At 64.2% G+C, this 21,682-nt stretch carries 23 protein-coding genes and 1 pseudogene; 15 read left to right on the top strand and 9 right to left on the bottom strand.

Going from position 1 to position 21,682, the window contains the following annotated elements; genetic code table 11:
- Window positions 1–33: 33 nt before the first annotated feature.
- Window positions 34–366 (bottom strand): hypothetical protein, encoded by a 333-nt coding sequence (locus tag RPC_RS03050; protein WP_041801338.1) that lies wholly within the window; start codon window positions 364–366, stop codon window positions 34–36.
- Here RPC_RS03050 and RPC_RS03045 point away from each other — a divergent pair.
- Window positions 365–1,417: an RluA family pseudouridine synthase gene (locus RPC_RS03045; protein WP_415914790.1), complete on the top strand. Its 1,053-nt coding sequence runs from the start codon at window positions 365–367 to the stop codon at window positions 1,415–1,417. The two genes, RPC_RS03050 and RPC_RS03045, sit on opposite strands and share 2 nt — an antisense overlap.
- A gap of 216 nt (window positions 1,418–1,633) precedes the next feature.
- Window positions 1,634–2,533, top strand: a complete 900-nt coding sequence (gene rpoH / locus RPC_RS03040) for an RNA polymerase sigma factor RpoH (RefSeq protein WP_011471087.1) — start codon at window positions 1,634–1,636, stop codon at window positions 2,531–2,533.
- Between the two features lie 388 nt (window positions 2,534–2,921).
- Here rpoH and istB read toward each other — a convergent pair whose 3' ends face one another.
- The 4 genes and pseudogenes from istB to RPC_RS25915 form a co-directional block, all read right to left on the bottom strand.
- Window positions 2,922–3,755, bottom strand: a complete 834-nt coding sequence (gene istB, locus RPC_RS03035) for an IS21-like element helper ATPase IstB (RefSeq protein WP_011471086.1) — start codon at window positions 3,753–3,755, stop codon at window positions 2,922–2,924.
- Complete coding sequence (gene istA / locus RPC_RS03030; RefSeq protein WP_011471085.1) at window positions 3,749–5,242, bottom strand: IS21 family transposase; 1,494 nt, start codon at window positions 5,240–5,242, stop codon at window positions 3,749–3,751. The genes istB and istA overlap by 7 nt, the downstream gene beginning before the upstream one ends.
- A gap of 265 nt (window positions 5,243–5,507) precedes the next feature.
- A pseudogene (locus RPC_RS25335) lies at window positions 5,508–5,687 on the bottom strand (phosphoenolpyruvate carboxykinase (ATP)); the annotation flags it as partial.
- Between the two features lie 201 nt (window positions 5,688–5,888).
- Window positions 5,889–6,176: a hypothetical protein gene (locus tag RPC_RS25915; protein WP_011471084.1), complete on the bottom strand. Its 288-nt coding sequence runs from the start codon at window positions 6,174–6,176 to the stop codon at window positions 5,889–5,891.
- Window positions 6,177–6,552: 376 nt separating this feature from the next.
- On the opposite strand from RPC_RS25915, the gene RPC_RS03025 reads away from it, so the two are divergent.
- Window positions 6,553–6,954 (top strand): hypothetical protein, encoded by a 402-nt coding sequence (locus RPC_RS03025; protein ID WP_011471083.1) that lies wholly within the window; start codon window positions 6,553–6,555, stop codon window positions 6,952–6,954.
- A gap of 145 nt (window positions 6,955–7,099) precedes the next feature.
- On the opposite strand, the gene RPC_RS03020 is transcribed toward RPC_RS03025, so the two are convergent.
- Both RPC_RS03020 and RPC_RS03015 read right to left on the bottom strand, forming a co-directional pair.
- A complete protein-coding gene (locus tag RPC_RS03020) occupies window positions 7,100–8,713 on the bottom strand; it encodes a phosphoenolpyruvate carboxykinase (RefSeq protein WP_011471082.1) in 1,614 nt (537 codons plus the stop codon).
- A gap of 180 nt (window positions 8,714–8,893) precedes the next feature.
- Entirely contained in the window at window positions 8,894–9,637 is a 744-nt protein-coding gene (locus tag RPC_RS03015; protein ID WP_011471081.1) for a HugZ family protein, read from the bottom strand.
- Between the two features lie 202 nt (window positions 9,638–9,839).
- On the opposite strand from RPC_RS03015, the gene RPC_RS03010 reads away from it, so the two are divergent.
- The 5 genes from RPC_RS03010 to RPC_RS02990 all read left to right on the top strand — a co-directional run bounded on the left by RPC_RS03010 (window position 9,840) and on the right by RPC_RS02990 (window position 13,877).
- A complete protein-coding gene (locus tag RPC_RS03010) occupies window positions 9,840–10,541 on the top strand; it encodes a response regulator transcription factor (protein WP_011471080.1) in 702 nt (233 codons plus the stop codon).
- Window positions 10,542–10,663: 122 nt separating this feature from the next.
- The gene (locus tag RPC_RS03005) at window positions 10,664–12,475 is read left to right on the top strand and encodes a stimulus-sensing domain-containing protein (RefSeq protein WP_080507300.1); all 1,812 of its coding nucleotides are present in this window, start codon (window positions 10,664–10,666) and stop codon (window positions 12,473–12,475) included.
- Complete coding sequence (locus tag RPC_RS03000; protein WP_011471078.1) at window positions 12,472–13,014, top strand: HPr kinase/phosphorylase; 543 nt, start codon at window positions 12,472–12,474, stop codon at window positions 13,012–13,014. The genes RPC_RS03005 and RPC_RS03000 overlap by 4 nt, the downstream gene beginning before the upstream one ends.
- Before the next feature lie 126 nt (window positions 13,015–13,140).
- On the top strand, window positions 13,141–13,542 hold the full coding sequence (locus RPC_RS02995; protein WP_011471077.1) for a PTS sugar transporter subunit IIA: 402 nt from the start codon (window positions 13,141–13,143) through the stop codon (window positions 13,540–13,542).
- The gene (locus RPC_RS02990; protein WP_011471076.1) at window positions 13,539–13,877 is read left to right on the top strand and encodes an HPr family phosphocarrier protein; all 339 of its coding nucleotides are present in this window, start codon (window positions 13,539–13,541) and stop codon (window positions 13,875–13,877) included. The genes RPC_RS02995 and RPC_RS02990 overlap by 4 nt, the downstream gene beginning before the upstream one ends.
- A gap of 246 nt (window positions 13,878–14,123) precedes the next feature.
- On the opposite strand, the gene RPC_RS02985 is transcribed toward RPC_RS02990, so the two are convergent.
- Complete coding sequence (locus RPC_RS02985) at window positions 14,124–15,674, bottom strand: glycosyltransferase family 39 protein (protein WP_011471075.1); 1,551 nt, start codon at window positions 15,672–15,674, stop codon at window positions 14,124–14,126.
- A 152-nt stretch (window positions 15,675–15,826) separates the two neighbouring features.
- Between RPC_RS02985 and lepA the strand changes: the two genes are divergently transcribed.
- The 7 genes from lepA (at window position 15,827) to RPC_RS02955 (ending at window position 20,378) form a co-directional block, all read left to right on the top strand.
- A complete protein-coding gene (lepA, locus tag RPC_RS02980) occupies window positions 15,827–17,632 on the top strand; it encodes a translation elongation factor 4 (RefSeq protein WP_041801335.1) in 1,806 nt (601 codons plus the stop codon).
- A gap of 114 nt (window positions 17,633–17,746) precedes the next feature.
- Window positions 17,747–18,010, top strand: a complete 264-nt coding sequence (locus tag RPC_RS25910) for a DUF4258 domain-containing protein (RefSeq protein ID WP_011471073.1) — start codon at window positions 17,747–17,749, stop codon at window positions 18,008–18,010.
- A complete protein-coding gene (locus RPC_RS02975) occupies window positions 18,007–18,201 on the top strand; it encodes a DUF2283 domain-containing protein (RefSeq protein WP_011471072.1) in 195 nt (64 codons plus the stop codon). The genes RPC_RS25910 and RPC_RS02975 overlap by 4 nt, the downstream gene beginning before the upstream one ends.
- 331 nt (window positions 18,202–18,532) lie before the next feature.
- Window positions 18,533–18,754, top strand: coding sequence for a DUF2283 domain-containing protein (locus RPC_RS25905; RefSeq protein WP_041801334.1), 222 nt, complete (start codon window positions 18,533–18,535; stop codon window positions 18,752–18,754).
- Window positions 18,755–18,848: 94 nt separating this feature from the next.
- Window positions 18,849–19,085: an antitoxin MazE family protein gene (locus tag RPC_RS02965; RefSeq protein WP_011471070.1), complete on the top strand. Its 237-nt coding sequence runs from the start codon at window positions 18,849–18,851 to the stop codon at window positions 19,083–19,085.
- An 11-nt stretch (window positions 19,086–19,096) separates the two neighbouring features.
- Complete coding sequence (locus RPC_RS02960; RefSeq protein WP_415914789.1) at window positions 19,097–19,411, top strand: type II toxin-antitoxin system PemK/MazF family toxin; 315 nt, start codon at window positions 19,097–19,099, stop codon at window positions 19,409–19,411.
- Window positions 19,412–19,520: 109 nt separating this feature from the next.
- Window positions 19,521–20,378 (top strand): alpha/beta fold hydrolase, encoded by an 858-nt coding sequence (locus tag RPC_RS02955; protein WP_011471068.1) that lies wholly within the window; start codon window positions 19,521–19,523, stop codon window positions 20,376–20,378.
- 9 nt (window positions 20,379–20,387) lie between these two features.
- On the opposite strand, the gene RPC_RS02950 is transcribed toward RPC_RS02955, so the two are convergent.
- The gene (locus RPC_RS02950; RefSeq protein ID WP_011471067.1) at window positions 20,388–21,629 is read right to left on the bottom strand and encodes an alpha/beta hydrolase family protein; all 1,242 of its coding nucleotides are present in this window, start codon (window positions 21,627–21,629) and stop codon (window positions 20,388–20,390) included.
- Window positions 21,630–21,682: the final 53 nt, after the last annotated feature.

The raw sequence follows: 21,682 nt of genomic DNA, 5'->3' as shown, positions 1-21,682 counted from the left end.
TGCGGCGCGCCCGCGAACGGCGAGCGCCAGCCGCTACGGCTCGCTGGCGAAGCTGAGCCGGCCGGCCGGCTTCAGGGTCCGGGCGTCGAAGCTGCGGATTTCGATGGCGCCGGCGATATCCAGCGTCACCAGCAGCCGATCGCCGGCCACCGCGGTGGAGACCACGCGGGCGCCCTTCGGCAGCGTCGCCGTGGTATCGGTGACCGCGACGCTTCCCTCGGCGCGGAAAAGACGGTAGCCGATGGCGACCAGAACGGCCGCCACCGCCAGCGCCGTGGTCAGGCCCGCAATCAGCATCAAGCGACGCACCCGCGCGAACAGCGCGGCCTGCTCGGGGGTCGGTTCGGGCGCAACAGTTTCGGTCATGCAAGGCTCAATTTTGGAAAACCCGTTGGAAAATACAGGTCGGCTGCTGGAAGTCACCGTCGCCGGCGACGAGGGCGCGGTCCGGCTCGACCGCGTGCTGGCGCTGCGGGCGCCGGAACTGTCGCGGTCGCGGCTGAAGGCGCTGATCCTCGCCGGCCAGGTCCGGTTGCGACCTGCCGACGCCAGCGCCGCCCTGCCGACCCCGCTTCGCGATCCCGCTTATCATGTCGAAGCCGGCGATACGATCACAATCGACGTGCCGCCGGCGGTCGCCGCCGAGCCCGCCGGCGAGGCGATCGCGCTCGATATCGTCTATGAGGACGACGACATCATCGTCATCGACAAGCCGAAGGGCCTGGTGGTGCATCCCGCCGCCGGCCACGAGACCGGCACCCTGGTCAACGCCTTGATCGCGCATTGCGGCAATAGCCTGTCCGGGATCGGCGGGGTGCGGCGGCCCGGCATCGTGCACCGGCTCGACAAGGACACCACCGGGTTGATGGTGGTCGCCAAGAACGATAAGGCCCATAAATCCTTGAGCGAGCAGTTCGCCGACCACGGCCGCACCAACGAGATGCGCCGCGGCTACAAGGCTTTCATCTGGGGCGCCCCGAACCGGCCGCACGGCACCGTCGACGCGCCGATCGACCGCCACCCGTTCGCCCGCGAGAAGATGGCGGTGCGCGACGGCGGCCGCGAGGCGGTGACGCATTGGGAGGTCGAGGACACGTTTCTTGGCCGCGGTGGCAAGCCGGTGGTGAGCCTGTTGGCCTGCCAGCTGGAGACCGGCCGCACCCATCAGATCCGGGTGCATCTCGCCCATATCGGCCACCCGCTGCTCGGCGACGGCGTCTATGGCCCGCACTTCAAAACCAAGGCCAATGCACTCAATCTGCCGGCGCAGGCCGCGCTCGCGGCGCTCGGCCGGCAGGCCTTGCACGCTTATCTTTTGGCCCTCGAGCACCCGGTTTCCGGCGAGATTCTGGAGTGGACCGCCGAGCTGCCGGCCGACCTGGCGTTGTTGCGAACCGCTCTAAAAGCGACGGAATGACGCAGGTCGTTCGGGAAAAGTTAAATATGTCAGGCGCTTAAGCCTGCGTCACGGCGACGTGAGAGGCGCAATCCTTCCAAAGTCCAAGATTTTTTGTGTATATTGCAGGTGCGTTGGATGTCCCAGCGCGGAACATCGCAGCCCGGTCGGCTTTAGCACAGCGGCCGTCTGCCTGGCCCGCCGATGTCGGGGGCCTGAACCACTGGAGGGCGCTCAATGGCCCGTGCAGCTACTTTACCGGTTCTCAACGGAGAATCCGGCTTATCTCGTTACCTCGCTGAAATCCGCAAGTTTCCGATGCTGGAGCCGCAGCAGGAATACATGTTTGCGAAGCGCTGGCGCGAACACGACGATCGCGACGCCGCGCATCATCTCGTGACCAGTCATCTAAGACTCGTTGCCAAAATTGCCATGGGTTATCGTGGCTATGGTCTGCCGATTTCCGAAGTGGTGTCCGAGGGCAATGTCGGTCTGATGCAGGCTGTGAAGCGGTTCGAGCCCGAAAAGGGCTTCCGCCTCGCGACCTATGCGATGTGGTGGATCAAGGCCTCGATCCAGGAGTACATCCTGCGCTCGTGGTCGCTGGTGAAGATGGGCACCACCGCCAATCAGAAGAAGCTGTTCTTCAACCTGCGCAAGGCGAAGAGCAAGATCTCGGCGCTGGACGAGGGTGATATGCACCCCGACCAGGTCAAGCTGATCGCCAAACGGCTCGGCGTCACCGAACAGGACGTGGTCGATATGAACCGCCGGCTCGGCGGCGACGCATCGCTCAACGCCCCGATCCGCGACGACGGCGAGCCCGGCGAATGGCAGGACTGGCTGGTCGATCACTCGCCGAACCAGGAAGCCATCATGGCCGAGCACGAAGAGCTCGACCATCGCCGCGCCGCGCTGACCGGCGCGATCGGCGTGCTCAACCCGCGCGAACGTCGCATCTTCGAAGCGCGACGGCTTGCCGACGAGCCGATGACGCTGGAAGATCTGGCGGCCGAATTCGGCGTGTCGCGCGAACGCGTGCGACAGATCGAGGTCCGCGCCTTCGAGAAGGTGCAGTCCGCAGTCAAGGGAACCATTGCGCGGCAAGAAGAAGCCGCGTTGCAGGCCGCGCTCTAACCTCCGCCGCGGCGCCTGCAGTAGAAGAGCCCCGCCGAGCGATCGGCGGGGCTTTTACTTTATGGGCGTTTACTTTACGGACGTTGCGCAAAGCGGCGCCCCTCTCCCCGTCATGGCCGGGCTTGTCCCGGCCATCCACGCCCACCAGTGATGCGTTGCCTGTTTCCGTGGGTGGCCGGGACAAGCCCGGCCATGACGTAGTGAGCTCACTGCCAATCACTTAGCGCCCCACGAAAAAGGGCAGCCTCGCGGCCGCCTGTAGAGTGACAATTACGATGGCCGGTCGGCGACAACTAGGATGGCCGGTTTTGGCGGTCGCCTCTGAAGCGATTTGAGGGTGCAAGGAGTTGAGCAACGACGCAAGATCTAATTGGCGCGATTGCGACGATTAGATCGTTTTGGTTACAGGCTTTTGCTTTGAGTTTTCCGAGGCCTTCCGATCGGTCATTCGCGTGACTGCGGCCTTGCGACGATAACTGTCGGTGTTCATTTCCAGAATGACGGCGTGGTGCACGAGGCGGTCGATGGCGGCCACGGTCATTGCCTTGTCGGGGAAGATTTCCTCCCAGCCCCCGAATGGCTGATTAGCTGTAATGAGCAAGCTGCGACGCTCGTAACGGGCGGAGATGAGTTCGAAGAGCACGCTGGTTTCGGCCTGATCCTTGCGGACGTAAGAGAGGTCATCGAGGATGAGCAGGTCGTATTTGTCGAGCTTTTCCATGACGTTTTGCAGCGTTAGATCGCGGCGAGCGGCCTGAAGTCGTTGCACCATGTCGGTCGTGCGGGTGAACAGAACACGATAGCCGTTTTCGATGAGAGCCTGGCCGAGAGCTGCGCCGAGATGCGACTTGCCAACGCCTGGCGGGCCAAAGGCCAATAGATTGGCGCCTTTGTCGAGCCAAGAACCGCCGGCCGCGAGCGCGGTGATCTGGCTCTTGTTGATCATCGGGACGGCGGCGAAGTCGAAGGTGGCGAAGCTCTTCCCCGCCGGCAGGTGAGCGTCCTGCATGTTGCGCTGGATTCGACGTTGATAGCGTTCGGCAAGCTCGTGCTCGAGCAAGGCCGCAAGATAGCGAGCGGCCGGCCAGCCTTCGCGGTCTGAACGCTCGGCGAGGTCCGCCCACATTTGGCCGATGGTCGGCAGCCGCAGGGAGGTCAGCAGCATCGGCAGGCGAGCGAGATCGACCGTGATGGGCGCTGGTGTGTTGTCGCGCGTCAGCATGACGACACCTCGCCGTGGACGCTGGACAGCAGCACGTCGTAGATCAACGCGGCCGGCATCGTGACGGCCACCGTGGGCAATGCCGCCCCGCCGTTTTGAGCCGCGGCATCGCGGCTGAACACAGCCCGCAGGGCGTTGGGATCCGGCAGGTGGCCGAGATCGAGCACGCTGTCGATATGCGCGGCGAGTTCTGCTTCGCAACCGCTGCAATAGGCGATGTCGAGCAACGCCACCATGGTGCGACAAGCCCGGTCGATCGGGCCTCGCTCGACCAGCGTGTCCCAGGCCCGGCGGAACGCCGGCCGCGGGAACAGCGCGTCACGCCATACCAGGTTGCGCAAGGCCTGGGGTTTGCGCCGAAGGCTCGGCAGCACGTGCCGGTAGTCGGCGACGTGTCCGCGTTGGGCCCCCCGCGGCACCCGGCCGCGCGGCAGCACGAGCACCTGCGTCGAGCCGAGGAAGCAGTCGAGCCGATCGTCGTAGAGGTGCACCTTGAGGCGATGGCCGATCAAACGCGACGGCACCGTGTAGAACACCTTGCGCAGACAGAACATGCTGGAGGACGTGACCACCACGGCAGCCTCGCTGAAGTCCGTGGTGCGGCGCGGCGGCAGCGCCCGCAGGGCGGCGCGGTCGGCTGCGAAGGCCTGGTCGCGGGCGGCATTGCGTTGGCCGACGATGTCGTCGGTGAATGCCTGATAGGCCACCCGAGTATCGAAGTCACGGCTACCGCGCAGCGTCAGCGCCTGATCGAGCGCCTTCTTGAGGTGGCGATTCGGGCTTTCGATCGAGCCGTTCTCATGACTGACACCGCGATTGTTGCGGGTCGCCGCCATGCCGTAATGGTCACAAAGTTCACGATAGGCGCGCGTGAAGTCCTCCTCCTCCGAGAGGTTCTTGAACGCAGCCGAGAGGCTGTCGGTGCGATGCTCGCGCGGGGCCCCCCCGAGCAGCCAGAGCGCGTTCTGGAGCCCCTCGGCAAGCGCCGAGAAGCTTTCCCCGCCCTCGACCACGCGGGCGTACTCCCACTGCGAATGGGCCAGCGCGAAGTGATAGAAGCGATGCGGAAAGGCGAGCCCAACCATCGTCACACCAAGCTCGCCCGCATCGGTGAAGTCGGAAAGGCCCTGCGCACCGGGCGGATGCTCCTGACGGAAGATGACGTCGCGCTCGGGGCCGGCGAGTGCGCTCCACCGCCGCATGTGGCGCTGCAGGGTTCGCAAATGGCTGTCGGGAAAGCGGCCGGGATGACGCCGCTGCAGCTCGCGCAAAATGGTGATGGCCTGCAGCGACGGCATCGATTGCAGCAGCGGCACGATATCGGCTTCCCAAACGCCGTCGAACGGGTTGGGACGGGTCCGATAACCTCGGGGTGTCTTGCGCTGCGATGGCAAGGTTGGATCGCGATCGATCCGACGAGCCGAGCGTTCGCTGATTCCCGCTTTGGCGGCGGCAGTGTGCTGAGGATGGGTTCGACGATGGTCCATGTACGTTCTCACCTGGTGGTCGTTGAGGTGGCTGCCTGGCACGAACGGCCCTTTCCATTGAGGAAAGAACCGCTTGCACCACCTCAGAAACGACCGCCAGTGACGTCAAATGACCCCACAAAACGGCGCAGCCGGTGTGGCCGGACTCTGGTCGGGCTACGCCCTCCCGCCGTCCGGCCACACCGGCCAAGCTAGTTGTCGTCCGCCGGCCAAGATAATTGTCGTCACACAGCCGCCCTCATCCGAACACTGATGTCGCTTGCGCTTACTCCGCCGCGAGCTTGGCTTCCGGCTGGGCGGCGCGGACTTCGGCGTCGACCTGGGCTTCGAACTGGGTGAAGTTCTTCTGGAACATCGCGACCAGTTTACGCGCGGTGGTGTCGAAGGCGGCCTTGTCGGCCCAGGTCTTCACCGGATCGAGGATCTCGCTCGGCACGCCCGGCAGCGGTCGGGACCGATCAGTACAATACGTGCCGACGATTGTTAGCGGTGCGTAAACCGGCAACCATCTGGCATCAAAAATCCGCCCAGTTCGGCAATATCTCCCCTGCCGAAAACAAAGCGGGCGGCCTTGCGACCGCCCTATAGACTCATCCTAGATCGAAATTTGGCTTATGTTTGGGACGAACGGAAGAGACGTTGACGTCTAGATAAATAGAGCCAGCTGTCGTTCTCCTGTTTCATCCTTCCGTTTGAAGTAAACGCGCCCACCGCTCTTATGCTCTTCAACAGCCGCAGCGTACAGCATAAGAGCGTTTTTCACTACTTCGGTAAGTGAGCCGGCGTGAGTATCGCGCTGAAGTTCCTGAAGCCGGTTCGTCAACGAATCCGGAATGTAAAGGTGAAGGCGGTTTCCAGCTTCCAGGCTCTTCGGCCGACCACGTGCTCGCCGCTCGCCGCTCGCCGCAGCATCGCTTCCTCCGATGATTGTCATTGTCAGCTCTCTTGTGTTTCATCTATGAGGGCCCTCAGGCCCAATTAAGCCATCATTAAATGGGCTAAAAATATGCACGTGTCAATTGGAACCCCAGAAAACACCTAATAAATATTAAAAAACCCATTTTTTGGGTTGAAAATTCATTTTTGGCGTATTAACTTTGCCGAGGGTTCCGATGGACGGAACCCGCCTTGACGCAGGAACTTCTCATGCTGCGTCCATTGAGAACCAACACCAAAAGGAGAGCCAGATGATCAACGTTACTCACGGTCTTATCGGCGCCGGTGACGCGATCGCGCTCGTTGCGATCTCGACGGTTAAGACCCCGACCCACCCCCGGGGATAGTAGAGGGGTTCGAAGAGGGAGGCCTCAATGGCCACTTCGGACGACGGCGAGGAACACCTTCTCGTCGAAGCCGCCTATCGGGAATGCCCGACGGCAAGCGAGAGGGAAGCCTCGGACAAGAGAGACGACGCGGACGGCAACGCCCACGACGAAGATATCCCCCAAATTAATCCGGCAGTACTAATAGGCGTACCACCTCTGCCGGGCCTTGACGCAATCGAGGTCGTTTTGATCCAGCCTGCCCCTATCTGGGCTCGTTGGTCCGAGGGATTGATGATTCACGTTGTGGGCAGCGGTATCGTCGCCGTATTTGCCTTCGTCATGGGTCTGATGTTCGCGGGCACGACGAACAAGGCTGAAGGAGCCTCAGCGCAGCCGCTTAGCTGTGTTGTAGCACCGGTGTCGGCGCCGGGAAAAAAGACCGAATAGCATTCTCACGCTTGGCGCGGCGAGAAACCAAAACCCCCACGAGTTCGTGGGGTTTTTCTTTTCTCCAGGAAATTTGCCTCCGGCTAGCCATGAAAAAGGGGCGGCCTCGCGGCCGCCCTCATCCGAACAGTGATGTCGCTTGCGCTTACTCGGCGGCCAGCTTGGCTTCCGGCTGGGCGGCGCGGACTTCGGCGTCGACCTGGGCTTCGAACTGAGTGAAGTTCTTCTGGAACATCGCGACCAGCTTGCGCGCGGTGGTGTCGAAGGCGGCCTTGTCGGCCCAGGTCTTGACGGGATCGAGGATCTCGCTCGGCACGCCCGGCAGCGCGGTCGGAACCGCGAAGCCGAAATACGGGTCGGTCTTGAACTCGACGTTGCGCAACGAGCCGTCCAGCGCCGCGGTCAGCAACGCACGCGTCACCTTGATCGGCATGCGATGGCCGGTGCCGTACATGCCGCCGGTCCAGCCGGTGTTGACCAGCCAGCAGTCGACGCCGTGCTTGGCGATCAGCTCGCGCAGCATGTTGCCGTACACCGACGGATCGCGCGGCAGGAACGGCGAGCCGAAGCAGGTGGAGAACACCGGGGTCGGCTCGGTGACGCCGCGCTCGGTGCCGGCGACCTTGGCGGTGTAGCCGGACAGGAAGTGATACATCGCCTGCGCCGGCGAGAGCTTGGCGATCGGCGGCATCACGCCGAAGGCGTCGGCCGCCAGCATCACCACGTTCTTCGGCTGACCGGCGCGGCCGGTCGGCGAAGCGTTGGGGATCGATTCCAACGGATAGGCCGAGCGGGTGTTCTCGGTCTTGGAGCCGTCGTTGAAATCCGGCTTGCGGGTGATCGGATCCAGCACGCAGTTTTCCAAGATCGCGCCGAAGCGGTTGGAGGCCGCGAAGATTTCCGGCTCGGCTTCCGCCGACAGCTTGATGCACTTGGCGTAGCAGCCGCCTTCGAAGTTGAACACGCCGTCCTTGCCCCAGCCGTGTTCGTCATCGCCGATCAGCGTGCGGTTGGGATCGGCCGACAGCGTGGTCTTGCCGGTGCCGGACAGGCCGAAGAAGATCGCGGTGTCGCCGTCCGGGCCGACATTGGCCGAGCAGTGCATCGGCAGCACGCCCTTGTCGGGCAGGTAGTAGTTCAGCGTGGTGAACACGCTCTTCTTCATCTCGCCGGCGTATTGCGTGCCGCCGATCAGCACGATCTTGCGGGTGAAGTCGATCGCGACGACGTTTTCGGATTTGCAGCCGTGGCGCGCAGGATCGGCGCGGAAGCTGGCCAAATCGATGATGGTGAGTTCGGGCACGAAGCTGGCGAGCTCGGCGGTCTCCGGGCGACGCAGCAGCGTGCGGATGAACAGCGAGTGCCAGGCCATTTCGGTGAACACCCGGGTCTTGATCTGGAAGCTCGGATCGGCGCCGCCGTAAAGGTCCTGGGCGAACAGCGACATGCCTTCGGCGTGCTTCAGGAAGTCCTGATACAAATTCTCGAACTGCTCGGCGGTGATCGACTGATTGCCGCCCCACCACATGGTGTTTTCGGTGTTGGCGTCGCGGACCGTGTACTTGTCCTTGGGGCTGCGGCCGGTAAAGATACCAGTATCGACGCACAATGAGCCGTCGCCGGACAACACCCCTTCGCCCGCGCGCAGCGCGTCCTCGTAGAGGTGCGGCGCAGTGAGATTCCACTTCACGCCTTTGAGGTTTTTTAAGCCGAATTTGTCGGCGCCGTAGGCACCGTTGCGAACGCCCGTCTCTTGCACGAAAAATCCTCCTCGAACCCGCGTATCTCGATTGCGCAGATTGCGCCAAAAACGCGCGTTGACCGCGGTAACCGGCAATATACCGCCCGACTCCGGTCGCGAACTAATAGTGTCGAACGCCCGGTTTGCCAACCCGCCCGCGCAACATTGTTCTAATTGTGTAGGCTGTTTTGACGTGGATCAAGCATTACTGCGGCGCGCTTGGTCGGCGAGTTGCTTTAGAAGACTTCGCAACGCAGCAGCGGTCAGCGTGCGCTGCGGCAAGGCCAGTCGCAAAGTCGTTGATCCGTCGCTGAGATCGAGTCCGTCGGGATCGCAACCGGTGCAGCGCCACGTGGCGTCGGCATCGCGCGCACCTAGTAATTGCGTCGCGTACAGTTTCATCGTGCCGAGATGATCTGCATTCAGATGGGCAATTATGCCTTGCTCCTCTGCAAGAAACGCATGGGCGTCGGTGAGGTCGGTGAGCAACTGCTGCGGCTTCAGATCGACGATGCGGCCGAACCCGGCGACCAGATGGGCGCCGCTCGGCCGGATCACGAAAAACGAAAAATCCCCGAAGTCGACGAATTGTTCGGCCGAGGGATGGGCGTTGAGATAACGGCGGCGCAGCGTCGGCAGCTCCTCGCTGGTCGCCGGTTGCGCAGTTCCCGACAACATGATGCGGGCGCCCTCCAGCGGATCGCCCGGGGCGCGTTCGTCCAGCATCAGCGACACCCGCGGGTCGGCCAGCAGATTCTGGGTGTGCAGCGCCAGCCGCGAAATCAGCAGGATGGGTGAGCCATCCCAGTGGCTTGCCAGGTTGACCAGCGAGCAATACGGCGCGCCGCTGCCGACCGCGAGGGTCGCCAGCGCGCCCTGCCGGCTGCGGCGCAGCAGCGAACGAGCCAGTTCGGAAGCGCTGAAATGCGGCGTCGGTTGCATCTGAATTTCCACCATCTCATTGCGAATCGAGCCTTATTTTGGCTCATCCGATAGCTATATGGGGACCGGAACCCGCCGCCGATTGACACTATTTCGGGAACTTGGTCACACTTCAGCCCCGCTTGCATCGTCGTTGGCCGAGTTCAAAGGCCAGTCAAATACGGGACCTCGCCCGTAGCCCTCCGTTTCGGAAAGCAGGCTCATGCCCACAATCGCTTTGGTCGACGACGACCGCAACATTCTGACCTCGGTCTCGATCGCGCTGGAAGCCGAAGGCTACCGCATCATGACCTACACCGACGGCGCCTCGGCGCTGGACGGTTTCCGCACCTCGCCGCCCGACCTTGCCATCCTCGACATCAAGATGCCGCGGATGGACGGCATGGAGACGCTGCGACGGCTGCGGCAGAAATCCGACCTGCCGGTGATCTTCCTGACTTCGAAGGACGAAGAGATCGACGAATTGTTCGGGCTCAAAATGGGCGCCGACGATTTCATCCGCAAGCCGTTCTCGCAGCGGCTGTTGGTGGAGCGGGTCAAGGCGGTGCTGCGCCGCGCCGCGCCGAAGGATCCCGCCGCGGTGCCGAAGGAAACCGACGCCAAGGCGCTGGATCGCGGGCTGCTGCGGATGGATCCGGAACGCCACACCTGCACCTGGAAGAACGAGCCGGTGACGCTCACCGTGACCGAGTTCCTGATCCTGCAGGCGCTGGCGACAAGGCCCGGTGTGGTGAAAAGCCGCAACGCGCTGATGGACGCCGCCTATGACGATCAGGTCTATGTCGACGATCGCACCATCGACAGCCACATCAAGCGGCTGCGCAAGAAGTTCAAAGTGGTCGACGACGATTTCGAAATGATCGAAACGCTGTACGGCGTCGGCTACCGGTTCAAGGAAACCTGAGCCGCGCCCTGCTGCGCATGCTGCCGGCGCGCTTAATGACTGACGGCGCGCCGCGCCTGGAGTAGGATGCGGCGCCGGCGAGCTTCGCAGGATTATCCGAAACAACCTGGCGGTTTTGGCCATTGCTCGATCGCACGCAGCCTGATCCCAACGACCCGACCGAAGCCGCCGCGCCGACGGCTTCGGCTGACGATGCAGCCGACCGCGACAGCGGACTGGTGTGGCCGCGGCCGATGGCCTGGCTGCGCCGCGCCGGACAGTTCTTCCTCGCGCTCAGCTTCTCCAGCCTCACCCGCCGCATCGTCTCGCTCAACCTCGCCGGCCTGGTGCTGTTGGTGGCGAGCATCCTCTATCTCTCGCAGTTCCGCGCCGGCCTGATCGACGCCCGCGCGCAGAGCCTGCTGGTGCAGGCCGAGATCATCGCCGGCGCGATCGCGGCCTCCGCCACCGTCGAAACCAACACCATCACCATCGATCCCGACCGGCTGCTCGACCTCAAGCCCGGCGAGACCTTCGGTCCGCCTGACGAACTATCCGGCTTGGATTTTCCGATCAATCCGGAGCGCGTGGCGCCGGTGCTGCGGCGGCTGATCTCGCCGACCAAGACGCGGGCGCGGATCTATGACCGCGATGGCGTGCTGATCCTCGACAGCCGCAGCCTGTACGGCCGCGGCGACGTGCTGCGTTTCGAGCTGCCGCCGCCGACCACCGAGAAGCCCGGCGTCGCCGAACGCACCATGATCGCGATCCGCACTTGGCTCAACCGCGGCGATCTGCCGCTGTATCGCGAACTCGGGCCGGAGAACGGCAACGGCTATCAGGAGGTGGTGCAGTCGCTCGACGGCCAGAAGAGCAGCATGGTGCGGATCAACGACCGCGGCGAAGTGATCGTCTCGGTGGCGGTGCCGGTGCAGCGGTTTCGCGCGGTGCACGGCGCCTTGATGCTGTCGACGCAAGGCGACGACATCGACCAGATGGTCACCGCCGAGCGGCTCGCCATTCTGAAAGTCGGCGGCGTCGCCTCCTTGGTGATGATGGTGCTGTCGCTGCTATTGGCCTCGACCATCGCCGGCCCGGTGCGAAGGCTCGCCGACAGCGCCGAACGGGTGCGCCGCCGCATCCGCACAAGGGTCGAGATTCCCGATTTCACCGGGCGGCGCGACGAGATCGGGCATCTGTCCGGCGCGCTGCGCGACATGACCGAGGCGCTGTACAACCGCATCGAGGCGATCGAGCGCTTCGCCGCCGACGTCTCCCACGAATTGAAGAATCCTTTGACCTCGCTCCGCTCGGCGGTGGAAACCCTGCCGCTGGCCAAGAACGAGAAGAGCCGCTCGCGGCTGCTCGAGGTGATCGAACACGACGTCAAGCGGCTCGACCGGCTGATCTCCGACATTTCCGACGCCAGCCGGCTCGACGCCGAATTGCAGCGTCAGGATGTCGCGCCGGTCGATCTGCGGCGGCTGCTCGCCACCCTCACCTCGGTCGCCAACGAAACCAAGCTCGGCACCAATGTCGGCGTCGAGGTTCGCTTCGAAGGCGCCGGCAACGACGCCTTCTGGGTGCCGGGGCATGATTCCCGGCTCGGCCAGGTGATTTCCAACCTGCTGGTCAACGCGCAATCGTTCTCCAGCGCCGGCGGCAAGGTGCGGATCGTGTGCCGCCGCCGCAAGACCGAGATCGAGATCGTGGTCGACGACGACGGCCCCGGGATTCGCGACGACGCGCTGGAGAAGATCTTCGAGCGCTTCTACACCGACCGGCCGCATCAGGGTTTTGGGCAGAATTCCGGGCTCGGCTTGTCGATTTCCAAGCAGATCGTCGAGGCCCATGGCGGCAAGATCTGGGCGGAGAACCGCCCCGGCCCGGTCGACGCCGATGGCGAGCCGAGCTTTGCCGGCGCCCGCTTCGTGGTGAGGTTGCCCGCGACATGACCGAGCCCGCTGCGTCCAGTTCTGGTTCAGGCACCGTTCATGCCTCGGCGGTGAAAGTCGGCGACCGCGCGGTGCTGATCCGCGGCCCCTCCGGCGCCGGTAAGTCGCGGCTCGCCTTCGACCTGATGCTGGCCGGACGGGCCGGGATGATCCCGGCCGCGATGTTGATCGGCGACGACCGGGTGCATCTCGAACGCCGTGCCGACGGTCTGGTGGTGCGGGCCGCGGCGGCGATCGCCGGGCTGATCGAGATCCGCGGCCTCGGTCTGCGGCGCTGCGACTTTGTCGCCGAAGCCGTGGTCGGCCTGGTGGTCGATCTGGCCGCAGGCGACGCCGAACGGCTGCCGCAGCCCGCGGCGTTGCGGACAACCATCAACGGCGTCGAATTGCCGCGCATCCCGGTTGGTGAAAGTTACGAACCGCTACCTCTGGTAGTGGCCGCATTCACCACATTGGAAGGTTCAGGGCTTACAACGGATGAGGGAGATTGTTCGAAGCGATTTGATAACCATATAATCCCCACTATCGTCACCAAATGACCGACGCCGCTCCCGTTTCAAAGGTAATTTGAGGGAGAAATAGCCCAGACCCCTTGCGTGGGGGCTCTGGATGGTCAAAGTGACCCGTTCGCGCGGTGCGCCAAAGGCACCCGCGAGGAGTTTCCGATGATTGGTCTGGTACTTGTGACCCATGGGCGCCTTGCCGACGAGTTCAAGGCGGCGCTGGAACACGTGATGGGGCCGCAAAAGCAAATTGAAGCCGTCACGATCGGCGCCGAAGACGATGCCGATCTGTGTCGCAGCGACATTATCGAAGCGGTGAATCGCGTCGATAGTGGCGATGGGGTTGCGATTCTGACCGACATGTTCGGCGGCACGCCGTCCAATCTGGCGATCTCCTGCATGAGCCGCCCCAAGGTCGAGGTGCTGGCCGGCATCAATCTGCCGATGCTGGTGAAGCTCGCCAAGGTCCGCGAAGAACGGCCGTTGCCGGACGCGATTGCGCTGGCGCAGGAAGCCGGCCGCAAATACGTCACCATCGCCAGCCGGGTGCTCGCCGGCAAATGACCGCGGACACCGACAACGCTCCGTCGACCGGCGCGGCGAATCCGGACGCGGGCGCCTCCAGCGATCCGGTCTCCGTTGAAATTCCCATCGTCAACAAGCGCGGCCTGCACGCGCGCGCCTCGGCGAAATTCGTCCAGATGGTCGAGCGCTTCAACGCCGAGGTCTGGGTCACCCGCAACGGCGAGACCGTCGGCGGCACCTCGATCATGGGGCTGATGATGCTGTCGGCCGGAATCGGCACCAGCGTCACGGTGTCGGCGGTCGGCCCGCAGGCCAAGGAAGCGGTCGACGCGCTGGCCGGCCTGCTCGCCAGCAAATTCGGCGAAGAAGACTAAGCAAACACCAAGGGCGTCATCTTGCGTCTGCTCGCCCCGTTTAATCCCGAGCCTGACTGAAAATCCCACCCGTTTCCACGCGGCGTGCGTATCGAAAATTCGCGCACCTCTCCGCGTCATGGCCGGGCTTGTCCCGGCCATCCACGCCCACAAGCGACGCCGTGCCAATTTCCGTGGATGGCCGGGACAAGCCCGGCCATGACGTGTTGAGCGAGGTGCCCGATCGCATTCGCGGCCCCGAGGGTCTTACTTCCCCCCGAGCGGCACCGGCAGCGCCGGCGGCGGCACCGGCGGCCACACCATCATGAACACGTCGCGCACGCTGTCGCCGGCAAAGCCGAACAGCGGCCGCGACAACCGCACCTCGGAGCGCGAAATCTCGCTTTGCCCCGCGACGATCTGGTCGGCGACGGCAATACAGCCGGCGTCCTCCGCGGGGCACACCAGCACGGCGCCGTGGGCCTGCGCCGCGGCCTTCAACGTCGCGACATCGGCATTTTCGAACGACCGCGCGCGGGTCTGCAGATAGTACGCGGTGTTGGCCGGCAGCACGGTGGTGCCGGCGACCAGCGGGATCGGCAGCGCGCTGCGTTGCCGCCACTGCTGCTCGATCTTCTCCGCCAGCAGCGAGGCGTATTCGAACGAGCCGGGCGGGCTGTTGAGATGGATCGTTAGCGCCACCACCGGCGCCAGCGCCAGCATCGCCAGCGTGCCGATCGCGGTGCCGGCGACCAGCCGTTCCAGCGCCACACGGCCGACCGCGATCAACGGCGAGCCCAGCGCCACGATCGGCAGCAGCGTCCAGGCCGGCATGGTCCACAGCGGCACGATCCGCAGCCCCATCATCAAGGCAAACGGCGCCGGCACCACGATCAGCAAAAGCTGGATCACCAGGATCAACCTCCGGCTGGGATCTTTTGGCGCGACCACATCCAGCAACGCCTCCGGCGTCGGCCGCAGCAGCAGAATCGCCACGATCAGCGGCACCGCCACATAGCCGACGCAGCCGGCCAGATAGCCGGCGGTCGCCGCCAGGTTCTCCGAGAAGCTCGGCGCGCTGTGCGCCGCGGCGTAGGCAAACGTCGGGAAGTGATGCTGCACCAGCCAGGCCAGATGCGGGGCGATCACCACGAGCCCGACGCCGGCCATGATCCACGGCGCCTTGGAGCGGAAGAACGACACCCGGCGCGAATCGATCAGCGCCGCCAGGCCGAGGCCTGCGATCAGCACGATCGACCAGTACTTGCCGAGCATTGCCGCGCCTGCGCCGAGCCCCGCCAGCGCCGCCCATAGCGCGTTGCGCCGCTCATAGGCGCGCAGGAAGCAATGGATGGTCACAGCCCACAGCGGCAGCAGCACCGCGTTGGCGTTGTATTTCAGCGCGATGAAGTTGAAGAACGGGATCAGCATCAGCAGCGCCAGACCGAACACGGTCTTTTCCGCCGGCAGATAGCGCCGCATGGTGCGGAACGCGATGTACAGCGTCAGAGCAATATTGACCGTCGCCAACAGGTGGAAGCTGAGGTCGGTGGCCGGAAACACCGACAACCACGCCTTCGCCACCGCGGCGCTGAACGGCGGGTGCTTGTCGTAGCCGAACGCCAGGTCGCGCGACCAGCCGTACAGTTCGGTGACGTCGGCATGCAGGTCGCGCGGCATCGTGGCGAGCGCCCGGTAGCCGGTCCAGATCGCCGCATAGGCCGCCAGGGTCCAGATCACCGCGCGGTTTTGCCGCCGCGAATCAAGCAGCGCGTCGATCCAGCGCGTAAACGGCGCGACCACAAGGCGGGAGAACATCGGGCTCATTGTCACACTGAACTTTCGGGGGAGAGCCGCCGGAGATGATATCGTTGGGGTTCGGCCGTCAAGCGCCGGCGTTTGGGCCCTTCCCGGCCGCGGCGGCGCCGATTGTCTTGCCGCTTTCGGGCCCGAATGCTATCCCGCGCCTTATGACAACTGTCCCGATTTCGAACATCCGCAACTTCTCCATCGTCGCCCATATCGACCATGGCAAGTCGACGCTGGCCGACCGGCTGATCCAGACCACCGGGGGGCTGCAGGCGCGCGAGATGAAGGAGCAGGTGCTCGATTCGATGGATATCGAACGCGAGCGCGGCATCACCATCAAGGCGCAGACCGTCCGGCTGAACTATCACGCCCAAGACGGCCGCGACTACATCTTCAACCTGATGGACACCCCCGGCCACGTCGACTTCGCCTATGAGGTGTCGCGCTCGCTGGCGGCCTGCGAGGGCTCGCTGCTGGTGGTCGACGCCTCGCAGGGCGTCGAGGCGCAGACCCTCGCCAACGTCTATCACGCGCTCGACGCCGGCCACGAGATCGTCCCGGTGCTCAACAAGGTCGATCTGCCGGCCGCGGAACCCGAACAGGTGCGCCAGCAGATCGAGGACGTGATCGGCATCGACGCCTCCGAGGCGGTGATGATTTCGGCGAAAACCGGGCTCGGCATCGACCTGGTGCTGGAGGCCATCGTGCACCGGCTGCCGCCGCCGCAAGGCGACCGCGAGGCGCCGCTGAAGGCGCTGTTGGTCGATAGCTGGTACGACGTCTATCTCGGCGTGGTGGTGCTGGTTCGCGTCGTCGACGGCGTGATGAAGAAGGGCCAGCGAATCCGGATGATGGGCACCAACGCCGCCTATGATCTGGAGCGGGTCGGCTTCTTCACCCCGAAGATGACGCAAGTCGACGAACTCGGCCCCGGCGAGATCGGCTTCATCACCGCCGGCATCAAGGAAGTCGCCGACACCCGCGTCGGCGACACCATCACCGACGACAAGAAGCCGGTCACCGAAATGCTGCCGGGCTTCAAGCCGGCCGTGCCGGTGGTGTTCTGCGGCCTGTTCCCGGTCGACGCCGACGACTTCGAGACGCTGCGCGCCGCGATGGGCAAGCTCAGGCTCAACGATGCCAGCTTCTCCTTCGAGATGGAAACCTCCGCCGCACTCGGCTTCGGCTTCCGCTGCGGCTTCTTAGGCTTGCTGCATCTGGAGATCATCCAGGAGCGGCTGTCGCGCGAGTTCGACCTCAACCTGATCGCGACCGCGCCGAGCGTGATCTACAAAATGCATCTCACCGACGGCACCGAGCTTGAGATCCACAACCCGATCGACATGCCGGACGTGGTGAAGATCGCCGAAATCCAGGAGCCGTGGATCGAAGCCACCATCCTCACGCCCGACGAATATCTCGGCTCGGTGCTGAAGCTGTGCCAGGACCGCCGCGGCACCCAGAAGGAGCTGACTTACGTCGGCTCCCGCGCCATGGTGAAGTACAACCTGCCGCTCAACGAGGTGGTGTTCGATTTCTACGACCGCTTGAAGAGCGTCTCGAAGGGCTACGCCTCGTTCGACTATCACCTCACCGACTACCAGCCGGCGGATCTCGTCAAGATGCAGATCCTGGTCAATGCCGAGCCGGTCGACGCGCTGTCGATGCTGGTGCACAGGACCCGCGCCGAAGGCCGCGGCCGCGCCATGGTCGAGAAGATGAAGGAACTGATCCCGCCGCACATGTTCGTGATCCCGATCCAGGCGGCGATCGGCGGCAAGATCATCGCCCGCGAAACCGTCCGCGCCTTGCGCAAAGACGTCACCGCCAAATGCTACGGCGGCGACATCACAAGAAAGCGCAAACTTCTGGAGAAGCAGAAGGAAGGCAAGAAGAAGATGCGGCAGTTCGGCAAGGTCGACATCCCGCAGGAGGCGTTCATCGCCGCGCTGAAGGTGGATAGTTGAGCTATTAGGAGTAGCCCGGATGAGCGAAGCGATATCCGGGGCTTCATATCACGCCGCGCCTTCCCCGGATTTCGCTACGCTCATCCGGGCTACGAGGCTTTCGCGGAGGTCACATTGGTCGCGCGCAAACCTTTGACCTTCACGAAGCACGCCCGCGACGCTGTCCTTGAGCGAACGCTCGATCTGGACTGGATTGAGAAGACCGTTTGGGAGCCGGCATGGTCCCACCCCGATCCGACCTGGCCGGGTGTCGAACGCCGATTTCGCGCGATTCCCGAGTTTGGCGGCCGTATTCTTCGCGTGGCATGCTTGGAAAATGCCGATGAAGTGCGTATCTTGACGGTATTCTTCGATCGAGATGCACGAGCCCCGACATGAGCCCGATCGTCAAATATCAGGCCGAGGACAACGCCGCCTATATCCGCTTGTCCAGCGGCAACGTGCTTGAAAGTGCCGAGGTCGCACCGAACGTCATCTTCGACTACGACGCCGAGGGCCGTATCGTCGGAATCGAATTGCTGGACGCCAGGGCGCAATTGTCCGCCGAGTTGTTGTCGAGCGCCGCTTGAGCAAGCAAGAAGTCGCCCGGATGAGCGAAGCGACATCCGGGATTCTCATATCGCAGTGCCGACCCGAATATCGCTTCGCTCATTCGGGCTACGAATTTCATTGACCAAAGCGCCGCACGTTTCGCCGTCATCCTGACGAACCGCGCGTCTTCGCCCGGTATCTCGAAGGATGGCGGCAACAAGCCTGCGGCCCATCCTTCGAGACGCGCGCCCTTTGGGCGTGCTCCTCAGGATGACGCGCCCCGGTTGCGGATTCATATCGGCTCTTGTCGATAGCTGCGCGCTTCCTTGCTATAAGCGTGTTTTTCAATCGGCGCGCGAGGCGGAAGCCATGACCGATATCACCTACGATCCGGAAGCCGAGGCGGTGTATATCACCATCGGCAATGGCGACTTCGACCATACCGAAAAGGCCGGGTCGTTCATCTACGACGTCGATGCGCAGGGCCGCGTACTGGGCATTGAGATCTTGTTTGTAAGCACAGTTCTTGCCCCGGGCGATTGGCAGAAGGCGCGGCTGCCCGGCGAAGCGCGTTTCAATGCGGCCGAATAGCAAGCACGTAGCACAACAGCGCGGCGTATTGCGACGCGACTAACCGGCAAGGCCGGCCGTTGATCGCACCTTCGTAACATGTTACGCTCTTGCCATGCCCACGACGCCGAAAAAGCCTCCTGCAAAGACCCCGCGCGAACGCATGGCGACGCGGCGGCGGCGGCTGCGCGCGCAGGGTCTGCGGCCGGTGCAGCATTGGGTGCCGGATCTGCGCGATCCCAAGGTGGTCGCAGAGATTCGCCGCGAGGGCGCGATGATGGCAAAACATCCGGAGAACGACGCGATCGATGACTGGATCGAACAGGTCTATGATTGGGACGCCTGGAAGTGAGACGCGGCGACGTGGTGCTGGTCGTCGCGCAAGGCGACCTCGGCAAGCCACGTCCAGGAGTTATTGTTCAGGCTGACGAACTCGGCAACACCACGACGTCGATATTGATATGCCCGATGTCGTCCGACCTCAGCGAGTTTCGACGCACTAGGCCGATCGTCGAGCCCTCTGCAGACAACGGCCTGCACGTACGGTCGCAGATCATGGTCGACAAGGTCAACGCGCTGCGCCGCGACCGCATCCGTGGCGTCATCGGTCGGATTGACGCTGACACTGCAGAACATCTCGATCGCGCTCTGCTGGTCGTGCTCGGCCTGGCGCGGTGAGCCGCGTCAATAGCAGGTAGCAATAGCCGAAAAGCCGAATCGACATCCGGGCCGCATCATGCTTGCTGCTGATTGCTCATCAGTCGAATTCAATGAGTCGGGGCCCGAGATGAAAAGAGCCGCTGCCGTCTGGATTGCGACGCTGTTTCTGAGCGCGTCAACGTTCTCTAGCGCCCTTGCCGAGCCGATCGCGCCCGCCGGTAAGCCGATCGGGCAGGATGCGCGGGGCAACGTGATCTATCAGGTCGCCGCCAACGGCATCTCGATCGGCTACAAGCTGATCGGCTCCGGCGCGCCGATGGTCCTGATCATGGGGCTCGGCGGCACCGCGGAGAATTGGCAGCCGCAGATCATCGACGCGCTGTCGCAACACTATCAGCTGATCATGCCGGACAATCGCGGCATGGGCCACTCCAGCGCCAATGCGACCACCTTCAGCTATCCGCTGTTCGCCGCCGACGTGATCGGCCTGCTCGATGCCCTCGGCGTCAAGCAGAGCCATGTGCTGGGCTATTCGATGGGCTCGACGATCACCCAGCAATTGCTGCTGCAATATCCGGAGCGCTTCAACAAGGCGCTGATCCACGCCACCTCGACCGACGGCAGCAACGTCGCCAAGGCGCTGCACGGCCGGGTGCCGGCCGATCCGATCGTGGCGCGGCAGGTCGAGGCCACCACGCATTGGAAGACCCCGCTGGAGCAGCTGCCCGGCATCCACAATCAGGTGATGCTGGTGGTCGGCACCGCCGACGATGTGGTCGGTGACGACAGTTCGAAGACGCTGGCCGCGGCGATCCCCGGCGCCTGGCTGGTGCAATTCAAGGGCGGCACCCATCATCTGATGTACGAGGCGCCGGCCGGCTTCGCCGCGATCGCCCGCACCTTCTTCGACACCGAGGAGAGCGTCACCGAGAAAGCCGCGCGGCCCGATGCATCGGTGGCGCCGCCGACCGCCGCGCGACCGTAGCGGCGCGCCTTACTTCGTTGCGGCCTTCGGCAGCGCTTTACAATTGCTGCCGGCGGTGACGCCGCGGAAACGCGCGTTGATGAACGCCAGGGCGTCGGCGCCGCCCTTGCTCATCGAACCGTCATGGTCGGCGCCGGCGACCGGCAGGTAATCGAGCTGATTGCCGCGCGCGCACAATTGCCGCGCCACGTCGTCGGTGGCCTGCGGCATCACCGTGACGTCGTCCTTGCCCTGCACGATCATGGTCGGCGCCTTGATGCGCAACAGGCCCGGCTCGTTCCGCCGCGCCATGGTCTGGAACGCACGCAGATCGGGCTTGGCGACGAATTGCTCCTTGGCGATCGCGGTCGACCAGTAACCGGTGGTCAGCGCAGCGGTCATGCAGCCCTGCATCAGATCCGGCAGGTGCGACAGCGCGGTCGGCGTCAGGATGCGCTTGAGGTCGATGTTCGGATTGCTGCGGGCGTAGGATTGCAGCGTGTAGAGCACGTAGGGCAGCGACAGCTCGTTGTTGCCCGAGGTCATCACCAGCCTCAAGCGGTCCATGATCTGTGAGCCCGGCGCAAACGCCACGTTGCCGCGCAGCCTGAATTCGGCAACGTAGGACGGCCCGAGCGCCGCCGCGAACAGATCGACCTGGCCGCCTTGCGAATGGCCGAGCACCGCGTAGTCGCGGCCGAGTTTCGGCTCGATCGCGCGGCCGGCGCGCAGCAGGTCGAGCGCGTTGCGGGCGGTCGGCGCGCCTTGCAGGAACGGCTGGTCGCCGGGCACGCCGAGCCCTTCATAATCGGTGGCGACGATGGCGTAGCCGTTCTTCACGAAGCCGTCGAGCAGCGTGCGGATCACCGCGATATAGCCGTGTTCCGGTCCGCTGTCGGTGTCGCGCGAGGGCGCGCAGATCGGCGCCAGCCCGGTGGTGCCATGGGTCCAGACGATCACCGGCCAGCCGCCGCGCGGCGCTTCGCCCGGCGGGATCGACAGCGTGCCCGAGACCGCCACGGTGCCGCCGGCGGCGCCGGTCGAGCGGTACAGAACCAGGCTGTTGGTCGCAGCGCTCGGCAACGCCATGGTGCCCTCGAGCGGGCGGACCCAGATCACCGAGCCGCGCGGACCGGGAGGCAACGGTTGCGGCGGCAAGTAGAACGCATCGCCCGCCGGCCCGACCGGGAGCGAGGCCGCGCCGACCGGAGCGACGACGCAGGCGGCGGCAACGCCGACCAGCGCGACGACGAACTTGCGTAGCAAGACCATGACGTTTCACCTCGTTGGGAGTGCGGAGCAGATCGAGCGGTTGTCGCTCCGCG

It is taken from the genome of Rhodopseudomonas palustris BisB18, from assembly GCF_000013745.1.
GTDB classification, from domain to species: domain Bacteria; phylum Pseudomonadota; class Alphaproteobacteria; order Rhizobiales; family Xanthobacteraceae; genus Rhodopseudomonas_A; species Rhodopseudomonas_A palustris_F.
This window is presented reverse-complemented; position numbering and strand designations above follow the sequence as displayed.